Source organism: Melioribacter sp. Ez-97, from assembly GCF_051488665.1.
In the GTDB taxonomy this organism is placed as follows: domain Bacteria; phylum Bacteroidota; class Ignavibacteria; order Ignavibacteriales; family Melioribacteraceae; genus Melioribacter.
Genome location: NZ_JBPSEG010000004.1, coordinates 23,993 through 43,599, shown reverse-complemented (window position 1 = coordinate 43,599; position 19,607 = coordinate 23,993). Strand labels below are relative to the sequence as shown.

Sequence of the window (19,607 nt, the reverse complement as noted above, 5' to 3'; positions counted from 1 at the left end):
TAAACAGTGAATAGAATATCAGCAAGACAAATTTTAATACTCTCGCTTACAGCCGTCATAATAATAGGCGGTTATTTTTATTTCCGATACACTTATAAGATTACCGACGACATTCCATTCGCGCAGGAAATAACATTAATAGTATTGGGAACCGTTGCAACGGTGTTAATTACAGCCGCGCTGCTGAACCAGCAGACTGCCGTCGAGATCAAAAAAGAACAGAGCATTAAATTTCTGGAACTGAAGACAAAGGTATACGAATCATTGATCGATCTGTTGGAAGAAATGTCGTTGACGGATAATATAGCGTCTGAAGAGGTCATTAAGCTTCAGTTTTTGACGCACCGACTGGCAATTGTAGCCGCTCCGCCTGTATTGGAAGAATATTACCGTTTTCTACAAGTTATAACGGAATGTACGCGCGACAGGGATATAAGCGATAATTACGAAGAAATTGCCAAAGCCTTGGGGCGATTGACCGTTCAGATAAGAGCCGATTTGATCGGGGAAAAAGATATTCAGGAAAATTACACGAGTAAATACATTGAATTTCTTATTACCCGAAACTCCGATGAATCTGTAGAGATGGAATTGGATTGAACAGATGTCTATTAAAATACCGCTTCTTTCTATCAATCTGATTATATTTGAATTGCATAAAACGAATTATTGAACTTGATTAAGCTAATTGCAAGATATTGTCTGATATTTGCATTGATTCTATTGGCGGGCTGTCAATTCGACAAGGAAGCCGGAACCGAGCCTTCCTTAAGCGAGGCAAATGCGCCGCATTCGCCGAGCCCGGAAAACAATAAAACCAATGTGTCGACTGTGGTTAAATTGGAATGGCAGGCGGAGGAAGCCCTGCGGTACGATTTATATTTCGGAGAATCATATCCGCCGAATATTATTTACGCGGACAGTTTAAACGAACCGTCCTACCTTTTGACAAATCTCAAACCTTCTACCACATATTATTGGCAGGTAATTGCATATTTCAAAGACGGTTCTAAAATAGCTGGACCGATTTGGAGTTTTACGACGACGGCGACCGGTCAGCCTTCCGCCGGATATATATTGAAGCTTTACAAGATTGAAACCGCCGAACCCAGCAGCGTGCGCGTTTTGCTGCAGGCGCTTGACTTATCCGGAAAAGGCGTTTCCGATCTACAGCCGTCCGATTTCGAAGTGTTCGAAGACGGAGAACCGCTTTCGCCTTCCGAATCCAGACTGTCGGTTAGTAAAAAGGAGGGAATCAATTATAAGTTGCGAACGGTTTTGCTCCTTGACAACAGCACAAGCCTGAAAGATAATATCGACGCAGTAAGAAGAGCGGCTTCGGAATTTATATCGAATAAATACAGCGAACAGGAAATAGCCATTCTGCAATTTTCCGAACATACGGAAATACTGGCAAATTTTACGAGCGATTCCGATTCTCTCCAGAGAAGCATTCAGCGCTATCAAACGGGATATTCGTCGACCGATTTATACGGCGCGGTAATAGAAGGCGCCTCGCTGCTGAATGATGTTTTTACTGCGGATAGCGTTATTCAGAGTTTTATGATTCTTTTTACCGACGGCAGAGACACTCAGGGTTCCCATTCTTTAACCGAGGCTGTCAATTCAGTATATAATAAAATTGTTTTTGCAGTCGGACTGGGAGAGGAAATTCAACCTGCCGTTTTAAACTCAATCGGAACGGCGGGCTATTATCCGATATCGCGCGTATCGGAATTAAATTCCAAATTCGAGCAAATAAAGTCGGAAGTAGATAAATTTGCAAACAGCTTTTATCTGATTTCGTATCAAAGTCCTAAACGAGGAGATAAGAATCACACGTTAATGATAAGGATAAAGAACAATTCGTATAACGGAGAAGGTTCTTTTGTGCTGGGAACGTTCAACAGCAAAGGATTTTATTCCAATTAATTAGGGGAGAAAAATTTTATGTCGGTTACAAAAAAAGACGTGGAATATATTGCCAAACTTGCCCGTTTGAAATTTAACGACGAGGAAATTGGTAAATACACCGAAGAGCTGAATGAAATATTAAATTATATGGATAAACTGAACGAGCTGAATACCGAAGAAGTTGAACCGTTGTCTCATCCTATAGAAAATATTAACGTCTTCAGGGAAGATAAGCTTGTTGAATCGATAGACCGAGCAGACGCTCTTAAAAACGCTCCCGCCAAGGACGAGGAGTTCTTTAAAGTTCCAAAAGTGATTAATAAATAATTATTTCCGCTATGATTGTCGGAGTAATTCCAGCTCGTTTCGCTTCAACAAGACTTATGGGCAAGCCCCTGGCGGACATCGGAGGCATGCCGATGATTCAGCATACATGGTTGAACGCCAAAAAGTCGAAACTTCTCGATAAAGTTGTAATTGCCGTCGACGACGACAAAGTATATCGGGTCGTTAAAGATTTCGGAGCCGAAGTTTATATGACTCCGAAAGAAGTAAATTCCGGAACGGATCGTATAGCAATAGTTGCCGAGCATCTTCCGGACGCTTCCATTTTTGTGAATATACAGGGCGACGAGCCCTTCATCAAAGGCAAAATGATCGACGAAGCCGTAGAACCTCTACTCTTCGATAAAAACGTAGAAGTATCGACTCTTATAAGGCGTATTACAACAGTCGAAGAAATGAAATCCCCGTCGGTTGTAAAAGTGGTTTTCGATTATAATAATTTTGCGCTCTATTTTTCACGCTCGCCTATTCCTTACGTAAGAGACGCAAGAACAAATCTCGAAAGAGTTGAAGCGGGCGAAATGTACAAACATATCGGACTCTACGTTTACAGAAGAGAAACGCTGCTTAAATTTACATCGTGGAATCAAACTGACCTCGAAAGGATAGAAAAACTTGAACAGCTGAGAATGCTCGAACACGGAATTAAAATCAAAGTGGTTTTAACACAATACGACAGCCTTTCTGTCGACACACCAAAAGACCTCGAAATTGCCCGCCGCTTTTACGAGCGGCACGTCAAATCTCGCAGATGACAAATTGTCTTTTCCTTTAAACCATTTTATTTTAGTGACATAAAAAAATAAGAGGAAGGTATGGAACGCAAAATCAGAGTGCTTGTAGCCAAAGCGGGTCTCGACGGTCACGACAGAGGCGCGAAAGTTGTAGCGGCGGCTTTGAGAGACGCCGGTATGGAAGTAATTTATACCGGTCTGAGACAAACTCCGGAAATGATTGTAGAAGCGGCTTTGCAGGAAGACGTCGACGCTATCGGCATTAGTATTTTGTCGGGCGCTCACATGACTATCTTTCCGAGAATTCTCGAATTGATGAAAGAGAAAAATCTTAACGACGTGCTGCTCTTCGGCGGCGGCATTATTCCCGACGAAGACCTCAAGAAACTGAAGGAAATGGGCGTTGGCGAACTTTTTACGCCCGGCGCTCCTACTACCGAAATTATAGACTTTCTGAAAAAATGGGTTGTACAAACAGACGATGAATAATTCTCCGAGAAGAATAATATATCTCGACTTGATGAGAGCATTGGCTGTTTTGATGATGGTAGAAGGTCATACGACAGATACTTTTCTTGCAGACCAATTCAGAAATCCGGATTCATGGTTATATCAGCTCTGGTTAATCAAACGGGGCATAACTGCGCCTATCTTTATGTTTACGTCCGGTGTAGTTTTTACTTACCTGCTCAAACTTCAAAATAAGCCGTTCTGGGAAAATCCGAGAGTCTATAAAGGTTTCAGACGCTTTATTACACTGGTTGTAATCGGTTATATGTTGAGATTTCCCACTCACTCGTTTGTCGATTTCCAATATGTTTCATTGAAGCAGTGGTACATCTTCTTTGCCTCGGACGCGCTTCACTTAATCGGATTCGGACTTTTGTTTATTTTGATACTCGAATATTTTAGCGAGACTTTGAAAATAAACAGCTATGCTGTATTTTTATCGGGAGCGCTTTTCTTTTTTATAATTTATCCTTATACCGAAAAAATTAATTGGGCGGAAATACTACCGGTTCCGCTTGCGGCTTATTTTTATCATAAAACCGGTTCGCTGTTTCCGTTTTTCCCGTGGGCGGGTTATGTAATAAGCGGAGCTTTGCTCGGGAGTTACCTGGCCAAAAATCCGAATGTTTTCACATCCCCCCGATTCAGCAGGAATTTAATGATAATCGGAGTCTTCCTTTTAATTGCGGCGCATATATTCAACTATATCAATTTGTTCGATTTCACGCAAAATAATGCTTATTATTATATATCGTTGAGACTTGGTTCCGTTATTTTGCTCAACAGTATTATGTCGTATACTGCGCTAAGACTCGATACCATACCGGATATAGTTAAATGGGTCGGAAGACACACGCTCGTCGTTTATGCCGTTCATGTGATAATTCTTTACGGCAGCGCATGGGTGCCGGGGCTTAACGCAATCTTTGCAAAGAGTATGAATCTTTATTTGTCTGTTTGTTGCGCAATTGTTATGATTGTTGCTATGATTATTATGGTATGGGGAATTGAAAAGTATAAATTAACTTTAAAAAGAGAGGTAGCGGGAACTTGAAGAAAAGAACCGAAAATCTTAATCCCACCGCCAATAACGACGATGTAAGGCTTGAGCATACGCTTCGTCCCAGAACATTTAATGAGTTCACGGGTCAAAGTAAAATTACTGACAATTTGAAGGTATTTATAGGCGCGGCGCTCAAAAGAGGAGATAGTCTGGATCATGTTTTGCTAACCGGTCCTCCCGGATTGGGAAAGACAACTCTTGCTCATATCATTGCAAACGAAATGGGAGTTAAGATAAAAGTAACTTCGGGTCCCGTTCTCGAAAAACCGGGCGACCTTGCCGGATTGCTGACAAACCTGGAGGAACATTCAGTCCTTTTTATTGACGAAATACATCGTTTAAGTCCCGTGGTTGAAGAGTATCTTTATTCGGCAATGGAAGATTTTAAACTCGATATAATGATAGACAGCGGGCCGAACGCCAGGACAGTACAGATAAAATTGCCCAAGTACACACTCATCGGCGCCACAACGCGCGCCGGTCTTCTGACCGCTCCTCTGCGCGACCGTTTCGGAATCAAAGCCCGTCTCGATTACTACGACAGCCCTCTGATTAAGAAAATTATTAACCGGTCGGCTCGGTTGTTGAATATCGAGATCGACGACCTCGCAGCCGAAGAAATTTCCAAACGTTCCAGAGGAACTCCGAGAATTGCAAACAGACTGCTTAGAAGGACGAGAGACTTTGCCGATTATGAAAATAAAAAATCTATCGACGTCGATATCGCGCGCAAGGCTTTGACGGCTCTCGAAGTAGACGAAGACGGTCTGGACGAAATGGATAAGGAAATCATTCTTACGATAATTGAAAAATTCAACGGCGGTCCCGTCGGCTTGAATACAATAGCCGTAGCAGTAAACGAGGACGCCGGAACTATCGAAGAAGTCTATGAGCCCTTTTTAATTCAACAGGGTTTTATTCAACGAACCCCGCGAGGAAGAGAAGCGACGGATCTTGCGTACGCCCGATTTAATCGCAAACGCGGTATTCAGAACAATCAACAAACTTTATTTTAAGCATGGTAAAAATTGATAACATTGAAATCGGAGAAGGCAAAGGATTTGTTCTCATTGCCGGACCCTGCGTCATTGAAAACAGAGACATTACATTACGCACGGCGGAAGAAATTAAAAAGATTACTGGGGGATTAGGCATTCCCTACATTTTCAAATCGAGTTATAAAAAGGCAAACCGCACAAGCCTGAATTCGTTCACCGGTCTTCCGATAGATGAAGCGTTTGCAATACTCAAGGAAGTGAAAGAAGATTTCGAATTGCCGGTTTTAACCGACGTTCACACGGAAAGTGAAATTCAAAAAGCGGCAGAAGTTGCCGACGTGCTTCAGATTCCCGCTTTCCTCTGCAGACAAACCGAATTATTGATAGCCGCCGGCAATACGGGAAAAGCGGTCAACGTTAAAAAAGGACAATTCCTGGCGCCGGAGGATATGAAATTTGTTGTCGAGAAAATCGAATCGACCGGCAACAAAAAAATTTTATTGACTGAAAGGGGAACCACTTTCGGTTACCATAATCTTGTTGTCGATATGAGAGGTCTGGAAATTATGAAGGAAACCGGCTATCCCGTGATTATGGACGCCACGCACTCGGTTCAAATTCCGAGTATGGGAGGAATCAGCGGAGGTCAACCGAGATTCATTAATACTCTTGCCAGAGCCGCCGCTGCAGTCGGCGTCGACGGTCTCTTTCTTGAAGTTCATCCCGAGCCTTCTAAAGCATTGAGCGACGCGGGCAGTCAATTGCCGCTGAATAAACTCGAAGAACTTCTGACGCTGATTAAGAAAATTGACGAGATTGTGAAAAGTGAATATTAATATTAAGGAAAAACTGAGCAACATTAAACTGTTTGTATTCGACCTCGACGGCGTGCTTATTCATAACGACGAAGATTCCGGTAAATTAATCGAAACGGTTTCAAAGTACTCAAAGGAATTCAAAAAAAGAAATCTGTTTTTGGCTGTAATTACCGCCAGACAAAAAGACGAGCTTGTTGAAAAATTGAATGAAATCGAAAACTGTTACGTTGCATTCGGAAGCATCGATAAAGTTTCAGCCGCAAAACTGCTTTTGAAAAAAATGAATCTCGATTGCGAAAGCGCTTTTTATGTAGGCGACGATATACTCGATATACCGCTGTTGAGCTTATGCGGACTTTCGGCGGCTCCGCGCACAGCCCGCAGGGAAGTCAAAAGAGTTGTCGACTTTATTTTAAACGGCGGAAACGCCGGGGAAATTTTTAAGGAGATTTTGGATTATCTCGACGGCAATGACGAACTCTGAGAAAAATATCGACGCGCTCGAAAAACAATGGATTTATGCCATTCTGCCCGAAGACAAACCCGGATATAATTCAATACGGAATAAGATCGAGAATTCTATCGTTTTAAAAAGACAAACATTGTCCGGCGATCCGGTTCAGGGTTCATATAAATTAATACTCGCGCCCGCAGGATATGACGGAAATAACCCGGATACTTATTCGACCACTCCGATTTCAACGGGCAGAATAAAATATGATAACGCGGAAGTCTATATTACAATCTCTTCTTATGAAGACGATGTTTTCGAAGTAGAGATTGCCAAAGACATGAGCGAAGGCTCTCCCGGAAAATTATTGAGCGTCGAAACATACGCAGCATGGGAGCCGGGCATGAAAGCTCCTTTCGATAATTCCGATGTGAGAGAAATTGAAGCGGTAAAAAACAAATATACGCTCGCCGTAGCTCCCGTCCTCAAAAGAATCTGGCTTTATGAATACGAAACGGGCATAAATTATTTAATCCCGCTTTCCAATTTTTTCAATGAATTAATGCGATCCAGAAAAATACAATATCCCGAGATAGTAAGTAATCCGAATTATCTGTTCGCTAACTTAGATAAATTTGAAGACGCGGATTTTATAAGAGCTTTATACTTCTACAATAAATATATTAGAAGGCTCGATTTACAGCTTGAGCTGAAAGAAAAACCGGAAAGAAAAAGTTTGTTCGGCTTATTTTCTTTATTGAAAACAAAAAAGAGGTAATAAGTGTCTGAAGAGCAAATTATAGCCAAAGGCAAAGAAGTAATTAAGATAGAAGGAAATGCCGTTCTCGGATTGGAAAAAAGCATCGACGGTTCATTTGTAAAGGCGGTTAAGATTATTCTTTCTTCGAAAGGTAGAGTAGTGTTTACGGGAATGGGAAAATCGGGGCTGATTGCCAGAAAGATAGTGGCGACCATGAATTCGACCGGCACTGCGGCAATATTTATGCATCCCACCGACGCGCTTCACGGCGACCTCGGAATGGTTAGAAAAGACGACGTTGTAATTATGATTTCCAAAAGCGGCAATACCGATGAACTGTTGAATCTTGTACCGATGTTCAAGAGAATCGACGTTAAGATAATCGGAATGATAGGCGCTAAAGAATCGAAGCTGGGAAGGGAATGCGACGTTTGTTTGAATGTTTCCGTAGAACAGGAAGCGTGCCCTCACGACCTGGTTCCGACCGCCTCTACTACTGCGGCGTTGGCTATGGGTGACGCTCTCGCAATCGCGCTTCTGGAAATGAGGGGTTTTACTCCCGAGGATTTTGCTCTGCTCCATCCCGCGGGCAGCCTCGGCAAACGCCTCTCGTTACGTATCGAAGAAATTATGATTAAAGGCAAAGACGTTCCTGTGGTTAATGAAGATACTCCTCTCAAGGACACGATTTACGAAATTACTTCGAAACGTCTCGGCACTACGTGCGTGGTCGACCGGAACGGATTATTAACGGGAATAATTACCGACGGCGATTTGAGGCGCCTTCTGGAAAAAACGCTCGACCTGAAAGACCTTAAAGCTTCGGACGTTATGACGGTTAATCCCAAAACCATAAAACCCGATCTGCTGGCTTCGTTTGCGCTGCAGGAAATGGAAAAATATAATATTACTTCGTTAATTGTAATTGACGATTACAAAATTCCCGTCGGAATTGTTCACCTGCACGATCTCGTAAAACTCGGACTACAGCGAAGATGAGATTTTTGTTCCTGATAATACCGGTAGTAATAATTTCGGCATGTACCGGCGACAACGTAAAACCGGTTGTCGCCGACGCTCCCGCCGAAGGTGAAATTCCGGCTCACGAAAGCTGGAATTCTAAAATTATATTCAGCAACGACGGGGTTTTGAAAGCAATTTTATACGCCGACCATCTGCGAAAATTTGACGAAAAGAGAGTTACGCTTCTCGACGGCGTAAAAATCGATTTTTATGACAATAATAAAAAAACAACCACGCTTACTTCTCTCAGAGGCAAAGTAGACGACAGAACCATGGATATGTTCGCTTACGACAGTGTGTTCGCTGTTAACGACAGCGGAACGACGCTTAAAACGAGCGAACTGATGTGGAGAAATTCCGACAGGAAAATTCTTACCGATAAGTTTGTGTCTATTAAATCGAAAGACGAGATTATTGAAGGTTACGGTTTCCTGTCCGACCAGCAGATGACTAATTACGTGATTTTCAAGATTACATATTCGGCAACTCTGAATAACCGGGAATAATCTGTGAAGAAAATATTCTTTATAATATTATTAACAGCCGTTGCGGGCTTCGGACAGGGCAAAATGCTGCGCGTAGAAGGCGACAGTCTGATCGGCAAAAGAATCGACGGCGAAACTATACGCGAAGTGCGCGGCAACGTAGTGATGTATCAGGACGACGTTGTTATTAGATGCGATACCGCAATTCAATATATTACAAAAAACAGAGCGGAGTTAATCGGAAATGTAGTTGCCGTCCAGGACAGTATTGTAATTAAAACGTCCCGTGGATTTTATTACGACGACACGCGAGTAAGTTTTTCGAATAACGGAATCGATTACACAGACGGGCATATCAGATTGACAGCCGATAACGGCTATTATTACTACGACGAGAAAAGAGCTTTTTTTTACGGCAATGTGGTTATACGCGACTCGGTCTCTACATTAAAAGCCGATCGTTTCTATTATTACGACGACAGCGATAAAGCTGTCGCCGCAGGCGGCGTTACGGCAACGGACACTGCGTTTATAATCTCGGCTGACAGTTTGATTAATTACAGAGAAGAGAATGCTGCGTTCGCTTATAATAACGTAAGCGTCAACGATTTGAAAAACGGGACGCTGATCAAAGGCGATTATCTTGAAAACAAAAAAGATTATTCGAAAGTAACTGGGAACGCATTCCTGATGAAAATCGACACGCTCGACTCAGGCGAGACCGACACTTTGTTTGTGAAAGCGGGAATTATGAAATCCTTTTCGGATTCCACAAACCGCCTGGTTTGCGCCGACTCGGTAAGAATGCTCAAGGGAGAATTTGCATCGGTCAATAATTATTCGATTTTTTACAGGAATGAAAACAGAATTCACACATACAAATTGCCGAACGATCGAATGCCGCCTGTTATATGGAACGAGGAAACTCAAATACTCGGCGACACTATCGATATTATTACTAATGATAATAAACTTGAACGAATGATAATCAAATCGGACGCCGAAACAACTTTAAACGCCCTTATAGTTACCTGGAATCCCGACTACCCTAATCGGTACGACCAGATTTCGGGCGCGGAATTCGAAATGTTTTTTGATGACGGCAAACTGATTAAAACGGTAGTAACTGGAAAAATGCTCAGTATTTATTACCTTTACGAAGAAGATAAACCGAACGGATTGATAAAATCGAGCGCGCAAAATGCGGAGATTTATTTCGAGAACAATAAAGTCGACAAAGTGAAACTTTTCGGAAAACCGGCAAGCGAATATTATCCGGAAAATCTTGTCTCAGAAAAAGAACTCGATTTTACTTTGCCCGATTTTATTCTTATTAAAAACCGGCCGGTTAAAGACGAGTTTATAAGAAACCGAACACTTGGAAAATAAAATGAAATTAAGCGGCGAAAACCTGAAAAAAATTTATAAAAAAAGAACCGTCGTAAACGGGGTTTCGATATCCGTGGAGCAGGGAGAAGTGGTAGGGCTTTTGGGACCGAACGGCGCGGGTAAAACAACTACTTTCTATATGGTTGTCGGAATGATTAAACCAAACGGCGGAAGAGTATTTATCGACAACAATGAAATTACCGAAGAGCCGATGTACAAAAGAGCTAAAATGGGAATCGGCTATCTGCCGCAGGAAGCTTCGGTTTTCAGAAGATTGAGCGTCGAAGACAATATTATGGCGATTCTTCAAATGATCGATATTGGCAAATCCGAAAGGGAAGAGAGACTCGAATCCTTGCTGGACGAACTCGGAATCAAACACGTACGGAAAAGTTTGGGATTTCAGCTTAGCGGGGGCGAAAGAAGAAGAACCGAAATTGCAAGGGCATTGGCTACTAATCCGAAATTTATATTGCTCGACGAACCTTTCGCCGGCGTAGATCCGATTGCCGTAGAAGATATCATGAATATAGTCGCCAACCTCAAACACAAAGGAATCGGTATTTTAATAACCGACCATAATGTTCATGAAACGTTGAGTATTGTAGACCGCGCCTATATTTTAATTAACGGAAAAATATTTAAGGAAGGCACGGCTCACGATCTCGCCGAGGACGAAGAAGTGCGCAAACTTTATCTCGGCGAAAAATTCAGACTCGACCGCTACTCATAAACCTTCTACTACTATGTATGTCGCAAATGTGAGGATTGTTATATAAAGAATTAACAGTAATATTTTTTTTATTCGCCGTCTTCTGATAAGTTTCTTCTGATAACTCCACGTGGCTGTTTTATCTCTTTTATAATCCCCTTTGTCGATAGACCAGTTTTGGAATTCCATATTTCATAATTTTATAGTTCTAACCGTAAAATTAATAAATATTATTTTACTATTCTATGATATGAATCATAAAACGTTGTTCTAAACGATATGTTATTTCAATAAATTCATTTTCCCGACTTTGCTTAAATTTCCGACGCGGACTTCGTAGAAATAAATTCCGCTTGAAACGGTTCTTCCGTTTTGGTTCGTGCCGTTCCATTGCGTCGAGTAATTCCCCGCCTGAAGTTCTTCGTCCACGAGCGTCTTAATAAGCTCTCCGTTAATATTGTAGATGTTCAGTTTCACGTAAGAACCCGTTAACGATGCAGGAACGGAAAAGTTTATTATTGTGCTTATGTTGAACGGATTCGGGAAATTCCGGGCGTAAATCTCTGTCGGGATTATACCGTTTTCGTTTTCGTATCTTTCAACGCTTGTAATCAGTTGCGCGCCCGACGGCATTTTTCTTCCGTTTGAGTCGGCAAGATAAACGTTTGCCCATTCCGGTCTTTGCGCTTTGTTCAGATATTCTTCCCGCCATTCCGAATCGCTTATTCGATAAAAACCGTTGGTAACGTATTCGTAATATGAGTTGACAGGTCCTGCAAAAACAGTTAATCCTTCGTTCGGATGCTCGGCTGCGACAATCAACAGATTCCTTTTTCCGGTGCCGGCATGTTTTACCCAGCCTACCATATTACCCAATTCGTCTGTCGGACTTGTGTGATAATCGGCGGCAATTAAATCGGGAGCTTCTTCGCGGCTGCCGTACGGACTTTTGTAAATCAAGTGATAATACCAGCCGTTAAATACCGGAGCGCAGCCCACCATATTTTCGTACAGCAGATTTTTGAGGAATCTGATCTCATTCTCATTTAAAGGCGACGAATTCAATTCTTTCTCGGCTATAGTTTTCAGTGTATCCATCACGCTGCCGAAAAACGTAAAATAATTTTTCAGAGATTCATTTTCGCCGGCTATACTTTCGAATTTGGCATAAGTATTTTCCGCAAGCGTTTTCATTCTTGCATAGAATTGAGGGAACGGTTCGACGTAGCCTTGCGGGAACGAACATACAACACCGCCGGAATACGATTGTTTTGCATAGAGCAGATTGTCGTGGCGGAGTTCCGTCCATGCCGAAAGCTGAGTGTTTAATTTTTGCTGCCACCATGCTGTGGTTTGCATAAATTCCGGAAAACCCGACCTGTCTTCCGGCGGATTCAAACTTCGTATCGAGTTAAGCCATGAATTATAAATCGAACTGTTCCAGAATTCGTCCGTGTACGAATCGATCAAATATCTCAGGGAAGCTATGTTGGCGGAGTAATGATACCGTTCCAGTTCTTCTTTTAACAACTGGGCAGCCGCCGAATTTCCGAGCGCGAACATAACGTCGAGCAGCGAAGGGAGCATCCTGCGGATCTTTTCGTTGTTGTAAAGAATCCTGTCGAAGGTAACGTTGTTTGTTATGTACGAATCGATTACAAATCTCTGCCCGCAAAGCAGGAAAGCTGAAGCCGGCTTTATCTGATCGGGCGACATCGGATCGCTCATCAATATTTGAGAAAGTATTTTTTGATCGGCGTAAGGCTTGGTAGAAAGAATATTCTGAAATTCATTTACTTTGTTCGTATCGATTAAATCGACAGCCGACAGAATTCGAGCTTCGTTAAATACTTCCCTTAATTCTTCAAGCGTAACGTTATCCTGCTCGCCTACAAACGCTTTCAATAAATTATCAATCGACGCGTATTCGTCATAAACTCCCGCAGTCTCAATCAATTCGGATATTAAAAAGGCGTCGATAATCTGTCTTTGTACGTTTTCTTTTGCAACAGTGTCTGCCGCCTCTTCCGGAGGAATAAGATAGAGCTCGGTTCTGCCGAGCCAGATCATCGTCTTAAAGTAGGAAGCCAGTTCGGGATAGTATGTATCTTCGTAATGACCCCGCACCTTAAATTGCGAAAAATCGATTTTTCTTTCTTGGGAAGAAAAGAGCGGATAACCGGCGGCGCTAAGATTATCTATCAGTCCGGATAATTCATCCAGAGTTTTTTTATTGTCCTGATAAATAAGTTCGTAATTTTCTCCCAATAATTTTAGAGCCGTAGCAGTATAAACTTCCGCGTCTTTTAACATCGGAACGAGTTCAGGAAAAGAGCCGTACTTCGATTTCAATTGGGGCAAAGCCCCGTGCATCCCTTTTAACAAAACTTTGAGTTTGGGAATTATCGATTCTATCTCCACTTGTTTCAGGATGACGTCGTACGAAAGGTGAAACGCATTTAAGATAGCGTCCGTAGTTACAATCGCGGGTATGTCGTTTTTATAAAGGTCGAGATAAAGATGCAGAAAGTCGGCGCCGCTGATTCTTTCCGTAACTACAAAACCGTTTTTTCTGAGCAGCTCGATTTCGTCTTCGGTAAGTTCGTACTTGATTTTTATCGAATCGAAATATTTCGCCTCGTCGATGTTGTCGCCGATCGATCCCTTGAATTTACCGGCGTCAAAAAGAGAGTAGAGTTTGTCCGGCGGCATATTAAGATTTGAGTTCAAAAATTCCTTGTAACTCTGCAAACTGAAATTTTGAGCCGATAAAAGAAACGGAATCAAAAATAAAATTAAAAACGAAACTTTTACTTTCATAATAGCCCCCTTAATTTGAAAGTAAATCTATGAAAGAAAGTATAAAATTTAAAGAGAAAATGGCTGCGCTATAAATCCAATTCCGATTTAATGATTGCAAAAGTTTCTTCGATAGAACGCGGTTGATATCCTAATTCCGTCGAAGCTTTGAGAATAATCAATCCCGATTTCAGAGGTCTGGGCGCCGGCTGTTTTAAGTCCTTCGTAAGTACGGGTCGTATCAACTTTTTGTCGAGTTTGAAATAGTCCGCTATTCTCTGCGTAAATTCGTAACGCGAAAGGATTTCCTTGCCGCCGATGTTATAAATTCCTTCCTTTCTGAACTCGATTGTTCTGGCGATTGCGTCCACAAGGTCGTCTGTAAAAGTCGGATTGTTGTATTGATCCGTTACAATGTTAATTGCTTTGTTTTCTTTCAAAGAATTTATAACCCATTTGACAAAGTCGGGTTTGCCTTCTTTCGCGGGACCATAGAGCACGTTTGTTCTGAGTATGGTATATCTTACTCCGTTTGCGCGGATAGAATTTTCGGCGGCAAGCTTTGTCCTGCCGTAATAACTGATAGGCGACGGACGATCGGTTTCGGTATAAGGACCGTTCTTGCCGTCGAAAATATAATCCGTAGAAATATGTATAAGATGAGCGTCGATAGTCCACGAATAAAAAGCCAGATTTTCCACTCCGGTTACGTTTAATTTCCATGCCTGTTCCCGTTCGGTTTCGGCTTTGTCCACGTTCGTATATGCGGCTGCGTTAATTACAAAGTCGGGGAAGAAATCGAGCGTAATATTCTTTACGCTGTTCTTGTCGGTGATATCGACGGATTTATAAGGAACTGATTTTATTGCCGAAGTCTTTTCGATCGAAGCGCACAACAGTTCGTATTTATCCTGTTTGGAAGCGTAATATTTCGCAAGACGTCGTCCGAGCATCCCGTTCGATCCTATGACCAATATTCTCGTTTTAATCATAATTTCGCTTTAATAATATTTTCGATTTTTCCCGCCGCGGTTAAACCCGCAAAATAATTGGCTTTTTTCAGAGAATAATTCAAATCCCGGGTCGAAAGATATGAATAAAAGAAGACCGACCCAAAGACGTCGCCGCACCCGATTTTGTTTACTTCTTCCACGTCTTCGGCTTTAAGTTCAATCGTTTCCGTCCTGTCGCCGGATATATAAAAAAGCTGGGAGCCGGAATTTCCTCTTGTAATAAGAACAATTTTAACCCCGTGTTTCATTATTTCCTCGGCGGCTTCCTTCCGGTCGCTGTAATCGTAAACGGTTTTCAGTTCGCTTTCGTTGCACTGCAAAATATCGATGTTTGCCAGCCATTTGTCGATTTCGGGGATGGATCTGAAGGAACGCCTGTTCCTGCTGTCGACTCCCCGCGCCAGTGTATGAACGTCGAAATAAACGGGTCCGTTAAAATTTCTTTTTATATCCGCAAGTTGATTGTAGTCGATATCAAAACCGGTGATCATATTAATCAAAATACCGTCGAAGTCGTTCCAGTCGATCTCGGGAAGGCTTAATTTCCCGGATAGATTTTTATAGATTTCCTCCCGTTCTCCTTCTTTATCTGTTATCAACAGAACCGAAGGCATATCGGATAAATTGTAAACATAGTCCGTGCGCAATTTGCCGTATAGGGAATTAAAAAGCGAAAATTGATTTTTATCTACTCCGGTTATTAAAAAAATATTATCCCCTTGTTTTATTTGAGAAAGCATACCGAGCGCCGAATAGTAGATTCCGCCCGGTCTAACGAATTCTTTTCCCTTAAGGGAAACGTAATCGATTATCGAATGTCCGATCAATGCAATATTCATATCGTTAAAAATTAATATATTGTGAACAGTTTAATTCATGAATTTGTTGAATGATGAAAAGTTACAAAAAATTAGAAGAAAAATTATGAAAATCGGAATAACATGCTATCCTACGTACGGGGGCAGCGGAGTAGTTGCCACGGAATTGGGATTGGCTCTGGCTGCAAGAGGTCATCAGGTTCATTTTATTAGTTATGCTATACCGCATCGCTTGAATCGATTCGTGGAAAATGTTTTTTATCACGAAGTGGAAATGGCAAATTATCCGTTGTTCGAGCATTCGCTTTACGGCATTTCGCTTACGAGTAAAATGCTCGAAGTAATCGAGTATGAAAATCTCGATTTAATGCACGTTCATTACGCCATCCCTCATGCGGTAAGCGCTTACCTCGCAAAACAGATAAGAAAAAAATCGAATGGGGATATTAAATTCATCACAACGCTGCACGGCACGGATATTACTTTGATGGGATTGGAGCCGTCATTCATGCCTCTGGTTAAATTCAGCATCGAAGAGAGCGACGGAGTAACGGCGGTTTCACGCTTTCTAAAAGAAAAAACTCTGACTAATTTTAATATCGAAAAAGATATCGAGGTTATCTATAATTTCATCGATATCAATAAATATCGTCCGATGGACGGCAGCGAATTCAGAAAACATATTGCGCCCAACGGCGAAAAAGTATTGGTTCACACTTCCAATTTCAGAGCCGTTAAAAGAGTGACCGACACAATCCGGATACTCGATATAGTAAACAAGCAGATTCCGACGAGATTGCTGCTCGTAGGCGACGGTCCTGAACGCTCGGAATGCGAACGCCTGGCAAGGGAGTTGAATCTTCAGAAAGAAGTGATTTTCCTGGGCAAGCAGGACGCCCTGCCCGAAATTCTAAACGCTGCGGACATCTTCTTGATGCCTTCTCAATCCGAAAGTTTCGGACTATCAGCTCTGGAAGCAATGGCTTGCGGTCTGCCCGTCGTTAGTTCGTCTGTAGGCGGCTTGCCGGAATTAATCTTGCATAACGAAACCGGATATATTGCGGAAATTGGAGACGTAGAAAGAATGGCTAAATATGTCCTCGATTTGCTCACCAACGAAAAAAAGTATAAAACATTTTCAACAAATTCGAGAAACAGAGCGGTACAACATTTCGATAAAGAATTGATTGTGCCGAAATATATTGAATATTACGAAAAGGTATTGAACAGTTAATCCGGCTGTTTGGTCGAGCGCTGGCGGTTAATTTCAAAAAGGATTACGCCCGTTGCAACCGACACGTTTAAGGAATCGATTTTTCCTTTCATCGGAATTTGAACGAGAAAATCGCATTCCTCTGCGACGAGCCGGCGTATCCCTTTTTCTTCGTTTCCCATAATCAAAGCAATCGGACCCGAATAATCAACCGAGTCGTAATTTACCGACTTGTCCGTTAAATGAGCGCCTACAATCCAGAATCCTTTTTCTTTCAGATATTTGATCGGCTGAATAAGATTTGCTGCTCTCGAAATTTTCAAATGCGACAATGCCCCGGCTGAAATTTTTGCTACAGTCTCGTTAACCGGAGCGCTGTTATTCGAAGTTATAATCACTCCGTCTACTCCCGCGCACTCAGCCGTTCTCAATACGGCTCCGAGATTATGCGTGTCCTGTAACGTGTCGAGGATTAGTATAAGCGGCTCTTTGCTTTTAAAGGAGCCGTCGATCAACTCGCGGTAGTCGATAAATTTATAGAGGCTTTTAATAGCTATAACGCCCTGAGCGTTTAGATTGCCCGCAAAGTGCTTGAATTTTTTCGACGAGAGCTGAGTTATTTTCAGATTGTTCTTCTTAGCGGCTGTAAATATCCGGTTGATTGCTTCTCCGCGCTGTCCGTATGCAACGTAAATTACTTCGATCTCTTCACCGGCGTTAATCGCTTCGAGTACAGGTTTTCTGCCGTAAATTATTTCCACGTTATGATTCCTTATTAATCGGCAAAACTAAAATTATCTTTATCCACTTCGAATTTGGAAAAGACGCGGTTGTTCTTTTTGGGGGGCATGAATTCTTCGACCAATTCGATTTTTCTGTTTTTAAAATCAAGCAGGTATTCGGCGCCGTTGATTGCGCCGTCTTGTTTTGCCAGATTAATTTTGATTTTGCCTTCGAGAATATCCTTTTTTAATTCGCATGTAGCCGGGCCAACTTCCGGCACAAGGTCCATTCTCGCCTTGAGTCCGGTAATTATTATATAGATGTCGTTTTCTTTTTCGAGCAGGTCGTAGGTTATTTCGTATTTAAAACTTGTAAAATAAGCCGCCGTTTCGAGGCGAATTATAAGATATTGTTTCTTCTCCGTTTTATCGTATTTGAAGAAGAGTTTGCAAAAATATTCTACTTTGTCGGGTTTGGGAGCGGGGACAGCTTTAAGTACTGATTCGGCTTTCTTTTTGCGGGTTTTGGGAATCTTGGGCGGATCTTCCACTTTTCTCAGAGGCATCTCAACCTCGCTTTATTTTTTCAACGACTGAATCGATATCTTCAATCGGAATGCCGGTTTGTTCGCCCGACTCCATATTTTTCAATACGGCTTTTTTGTCTTTGTATTCCTCGCCGCCGAAAAAGATCACGTAAGAAGCGTTCAATTTATTTGCCTCGCGCATTTGCGCCTTTAAGCTTCTCGACAAATAATCGCGTTCCGCTTTCAATCCTTTTTTTCTGAGAAGCGTAGTGAAAATGAAAGAATCCTCGTCGAGGTTTTTGTCGAGCAGAGCCACGTATACGTCGATTTTGTCTTCGGGAATATTGAGGATGTTTTCGTTTTCGCAGGCGAGCAATATCCGTTCTATTCCTGCTGCGAATCCCACGCCGGGTAAATCGTCGCCTCCGAGTTGAGCCACAAGTCCGTTATAACGGCCTCCTCCGCACAATGCGCTTTGCGAGCCGACGCTGCCGCTTACGATCTCGAATGTTGTGTGCGTATAATAATCCAAGCCTCTTACGAGTTTCGGCTCGATTTCGTATTTAACGCCGAGTTTTTCGAGCGCATTTTTAACTTTGTCGAAATGTTCTATGCTTTCTCTGCCTAAAGAATCGATTAAAAGAGGCGCGCTTTTCATTATTTCGATATCCTGTTCCTCTTTGCTGTCGAAGATTCTCAGGATATTCGTTTCGTATCTTCTCTTGCTTTCGTTTGAAAGACGGTCGTAATGACTTTTAAGATAATTCTTCAAATCGTTTTTATACGATTCTCTTTCGGAAGGAATTCCGAGAGTATTGATTACCACTTTTAAATTTTTCAGACCGATTTCATTTAAAATTTCGTAAGCAATCAAAATCATTTCGGCGTCGAGATAAGGGTCGTTGCCGCCGATGGCTTCGGCGCCGAATTGATGGAACTGGCGCAGTCTTCCCGCTTGAGGTCTTTCCTGCCTGAACATGGGGGAGATATAAAAGAGTTTGTTGAGTGGAGATTTTTTATGAAGCGAATGTTCTATCAACGCTCTTACGACCGCCGCCGTCATTTCGGGTTTGAGAGTTAAGCTCACGCCGCCGCGGTCTTCGAATGTATACATTTCTTTGCTTACAATATCCGTCTCTTCGCCGATACCGCGCGCAAAAAGCCGGGTTTCTTCGAATATGGGCGTTCTGATTTCGCTGTAGTTAAATTCTTCGAAAATTGCGCGAACGAGATTTTCGATGTACCGCCATTTGGGTATATCGCCCGGAAGGATATCTTTTGTGCCTGTAATTGCTTTAATCATTAAGGAGAAA

The 19,607-nt window shown here is 42.2% G+C and carries 21 protein-coding genes; 15 read left to right on the top strand and 6 right to left on the bottom strand.

Annotated features, from left to right (window positions below; genetic code table 11):
• Nucleotides 1-6: 6 nt before the first annotated feature.
• The 14 genes from ACSSWA_RS06580 to lptB all read left to right on the top strand — a co-directional run bounded on the left by ACSSWA_RS06580 (nt 7) and on the right by lptB (nt 11,223).
• Nucleotides 7-600, top strand: coding sequence for a hypothetical protein (locus ACSSWA_RS06580; protein ID WP_437355765.1), 594 nt, complete (start codon nt 7-9; stop codon nt 598-600).
• Nucleotides 601-675: 75 nt separating this feature from the next.
• The gene (locus tag ACSSWA_RS06575; protein WP_437355764.1) at nt 676-1,932 is read left to right on the top strand and encodes a VWA domain-containing protein; all 1,257 of its coding nucleotides are present in this window, start codon (nt 676-678) and stop codon (nt 1,930-1,932) included.
• A gap of 18 nt (nt 1,933-1,950) precedes the next feature.
• A complete protein-coding gene (gene gatC, locus ACSSWA_RS06570; protein ID WP_437355763.1) occupies nt 1,951-2,241 on the top strand; it encodes an Asp-tRNA(Asn)/Glu-tRNA(Gln) amidotransferase subunit GatC in 291 nt (96 codons plus the stop codon).
• 11 nt (nt 2,242-2,252) lie between these two features.
• Complete coding sequence (gene kdsB, locus ACSSWA_RS06565) at nt 2,253-3,014, top strand: 3-deoxy-manno-octulosonate cytidylyltransferase (protein WP_437355762.1); 762 nt, start codon at nt 2,253-2,255, stop codon at nt 3,012-3,014.
• Between the two features lie 60 nt (nt 3,015-3,074).
• Nucleotides 3,075-3,482 (top strand): cobalamin B12-binding domain-containing protein, encoded by a 408-nt coding sequence (locus ACSSWA_RS06560; RefSeq protein WP_437355761.1) that lies wholly within the window; start codon nt 3,075-3,077, stop codon nt 3,480-3,482.
• Nucleotides 3,475-4,557, top strand: coding sequence for a heparan-alpha-glucosaminide N-acetyltransferase domain-containing protein (locus tag ACSSWA_RS06555; RefSeq protein ID WP_437355760.1), 1,083 nt, complete (start codon nt 3,475-3,477; stop codon nt 4,555-4,557). The genes ACSSWA_RS06560 and ACSSWA_RS06555 overlap by 8 nt, the downstream gene beginning before the upstream one ends.
• Nucleotides 4,554-5,582 carry a Holliday junction branch migration DNA helicase RuvB gene (gene ruvB / locus ACSSWA_RS06550; RefSeq protein ID WP_437355759.1) on the top strand — a complete coding sequence of 343 codons (1,029 nt, stop codon included), beginning with the start codon at nt 4,554-4,556 and terminating at the stop codon, nt 5,580-5,582. Before ACSSWA_RS06555 ends, ruvB begins: the two co-directional genes overlap by 4 nt.
• Before the next feature lie 2 nt (nt 5,583-5,584).
• Complete coding sequence (gene kdsA, locus ACSSWA_RS06545) at nt 5,585-6,400, top strand: 3-deoxy-8-phosphooctulonate synthase (protein WP_437355758.1); 816 nt, start codon at nt 5,585-5,587, stop codon at nt 6,398-6,400.
• A complete protein-coding gene (locus ACSSWA_RS06540; protein WP_437355757.1) occupies nt 6,390-6,866 on the top strand; it encodes an HAD hydrolase family protein in 477 nt (158 codons plus the stop codon). Before kdsA ends, ACSSWA_RS06540 begins: the two co-directional genes overlap by 11 nt.
• Nucleotides 6,853-7,611, top strand: a complete 759-nt coding sequence (locus ACSSWA_RS06535) for a hypothetical protein (RefSeq protein WP_437355756.1) — start codon at nt 6,853-6,855, stop codon at nt 7,609-7,611. Before ACSSWA_RS06540 ends, ACSSWA_RS06535 begins: the two co-directional genes overlap by 14 nt.
• A gap of 3 nt (nt 7,612-7,614) precedes the next feature.
• The gene (locus tag ACSSWA_RS06530; protein WP_437355755.1) at nt 7,615-8,592 is read left to right on the top strand and encodes a KpsF/GutQ family sugar-phosphate isomerase; all 978 of its coding nucleotides are present in this window, start codon (nt 7,615-7,617) and stop codon (nt 8,590-8,592) included.
• Nucleotides 8,589-9,122 (top strand): LPS export ABC transporter periplasmic protein LptC, encoded by a 534-nt coding sequence (gene lptC / locus ACSSWA_RS06525; RefSeq protein ID WP_437355754.1) that lies wholly within the window; start codon nt 8,589-8,591, stop codon nt 9,120-9,122. Before ACSSWA_RS06530 ends, lptC begins: the two co-directional genes overlap by 4 nt.
• 3 nt (nt 9,123-9,125) lie before the next feature.
• Nucleotides 9,126-10,490 (top strand): OstA-like protein, encoded by a 1,365-nt coding sequence (locus ACSSWA_RS06520; protein ID WP_437355753.1) that lies wholly within the window; start codon nt 9,126-9,128, stop codon nt 10,488-10,490.
• 1 nt (nt 10,491) lies between these two features.
• Entirely contained in the window at nt 10,492-11,223 is a 732-nt protein-coding gene (lptB, locus tag ACSSWA_RS06515) for an LPS export ABC transporter ATP-binding protein (protein WP_437355752.1), read from the top strand.
• A gap of 261 nt (nt 11,224-11,484) precedes the next feature.
• Here lptB and ACSSWA_RS06510 read toward each other — a convergent pair whose 3' ends face one another.
• From ACSSWA_RS06510 to ACSSWA_RS06500, 3 genes are all read right to left on the bottom strand, one after another.
• Nucleotides 11,485-14,022: a DUF3160 domain-containing protein gene (locus ACSSWA_RS06510; protein ID WP_437355751.1), complete on the bottom strand. Its 2,538-nt coding sequence runs from the start codon at nt 14,020-14,022 to the stop codon at nt 11,485-11,487.
• Between the two features lie 68 nt (nt 14,023-14,090).
• Entirely contained in the window at nt 14,091-14,993 is a 903-nt protein-coding gene (gene rfbD, locus ACSSWA_RS06505; RefSeq protein ID WP_437355750.1) for a dTDP-4-dehydrorhamnose reductase, read from the bottom strand.
• The gene (locus ACSSWA_RS06500) at nt 14,990-15,853 is read right to left on the bottom strand and encodes a carbohydrate kinase family protein (RefSeq protein ID WP_437355749.1); all 864 of its coding nucleotides are present in this window, start codon (nt 15,851-15,853) and stop codon (nt 14,990-14,992) included. The genes rfbD and ACSSWA_RS06500 overlap by 4 nt, the downstream gene beginning before the upstream one ends.
• 85 nt (nt 15,854-15,938) lie before the next feature.
• Here ACSSWA_RS06500 and bshA point away from each other — a divergent pair, with 85 nt between their 5' ends.
• Complete coding sequence (gene bshA / locus ACSSWA_RS06495; protein WP_437355748.1) at nt 15,939-17,066, top strand: N-acetyl-alpha-D-glucosaminyl L-malate synthase BshA; 1,128 nt, start codon at nt 15,939-15,941, stop codon at nt 17,064-17,066.
• Here the strand turns inward: bshA and rlmB are convergent.
• The 3 genes from rlmB to hisS are packed head-to-tail and all read right to left on the bottom strand — an operon-like array spanning nt 17,063 to nt 19,597.
• Nucleotides 17,063-17,806 carry a 23S rRNA (guanosine(2251)-2'-O)-methyltransferase RlmB gene (gene rlmB / locus ACSSWA_RS06490; protein ID WP_437355747.1) on the bottom strand — a complete coding sequence of 248 codons (744 nt, stop codon included), beginning with the start codon at nt 17,804-17,806 and terminating at the stop codon, nt 17,063-17,065. The genes bshA and rlmB overlap by 4 nt on opposite strands.
• A 14-nt stretch (nt 17,807-17,820) precedes the next feature.
• A complete protein-coding gene (locus ACSSWA_RS06485) occupies nt 17,821-18,333 on the bottom strand; it encodes a hypothetical protein (protein WP_437355746.1) in 513 nt (170 codons plus the stop codon).
• A 1-nt stretch (nt 18,334) separates the two neighbouring features.
• On the bottom strand, nt 18,335-19,597 hold the full coding sequence (gene hisS / locus ACSSWA_RS06480) for a histidine--tRNA ligase (RefSeq protein WP_437355745.1): 1,263 nt from the start codon (nt 19,595-19,597) through the stop codon (nt 18,335-18,337).
• Nucleotides 19,598-19,607: the final 10 nt, after the last annotated feature.

Excerpts from the sequence above, each read along its gene's own strand:
- ACSSWA_RS06560 (WP_437355761.1), top strand. The coding sequence starts at position 3,075 with ATGGAACGCAAAATCAGAGTGCTTGTAGCCAAAGCGGGTCTCGACGGT.
- ACSSWA_RS06535 (WP_437355756.1), top strand. The coding sequence starts at position 6,853 with ATGACGAACTCTGAGAAAAATATCGACGCGCTCGAAAAACAATGGATT.
- kdsB (WP_437355762.1), top strand. The coding sequence starts at position 2,253 with ATGATTGTCGGAGTAATTCCAGCTCGTTTCGCTTCAACAAGACTTATG.
- ACSSWA_RS06500 (WP_437355749.1), bottom strand. The coding sequence starts at position 15,853 with ATGAATATTGCATTGATCGGACATTCGATAATCGATTACGTTTCCCTT.
- gatC (WP_437355763.1), top strand. The coding sequence starts at position 1,951 with ATGTCGGTTACAAAAAAAGACGTGGAATATATTGCCAAACTTGCCCGT.
- kdsA (WP_437355758.1), top strand. The coding sequence starts at position 5,585 with ATGGTAAAAATTGATAACATTGAAATCGGAGAAGGCAAAGGATTTGTT.
- ACSSWA_RS06485 (WP_437355746.1), bottom strand. The coding sequence starts at position 18,333 with ATGCCTCTGAGAAAAGTGGAAGATCCGCCCAAGATTCCCAAAACCCGC.
- hisS (WP_437355745.1), bottom strand. The coding sequence starts at position 19,597 with ATGATTAAAGCAATTACAGGCACAAAAGATATCCTTCCGGGCGATATA.
- ACSSWA_RS06555 (WP_437355760.1), top strand. The coding sequence starts at position 3,475 with ATGAATAATTCTCCGAGAAGAATAATATATCTCGACTTGATGAGAGCA.
- lptB (WP_437355752.1), top strand. The coding sequence starts at position 10,492 with ATGAAATTAAGCGGCGAAAACCTGAAAAAAATTTATAAAAAAAGAACC.
- bshA (WP_437355748.1), top strand. The coding sequence starts at position 15,939 with ATGAAAATCGGAATAACATGCTATCCTACGTACGGGGGCAGCGGAGTA.
- ACSSWA_RS06510 (WP_437355751.1), bottom strand. The coding sequence starts at position 14,022 with ATGAAAGTAAAAGTTTCGTTTTTAATTTTATTTTTGATTCCGTTTCTT.
- rfbD (WP_437355750.1), bottom strand. The coding sequence starts at position 14,993 with ATGATTAAAACGAGAATATTGGTCATAGGATCGAACGGGATGCTCGGA.
- lptC (WP_437355754.1), top strand. The coding sequence starts at position 8,589 with ATGAGATTTTTGTTCCTGATAATACCGGTAGTAATAATTTCGGCATGT.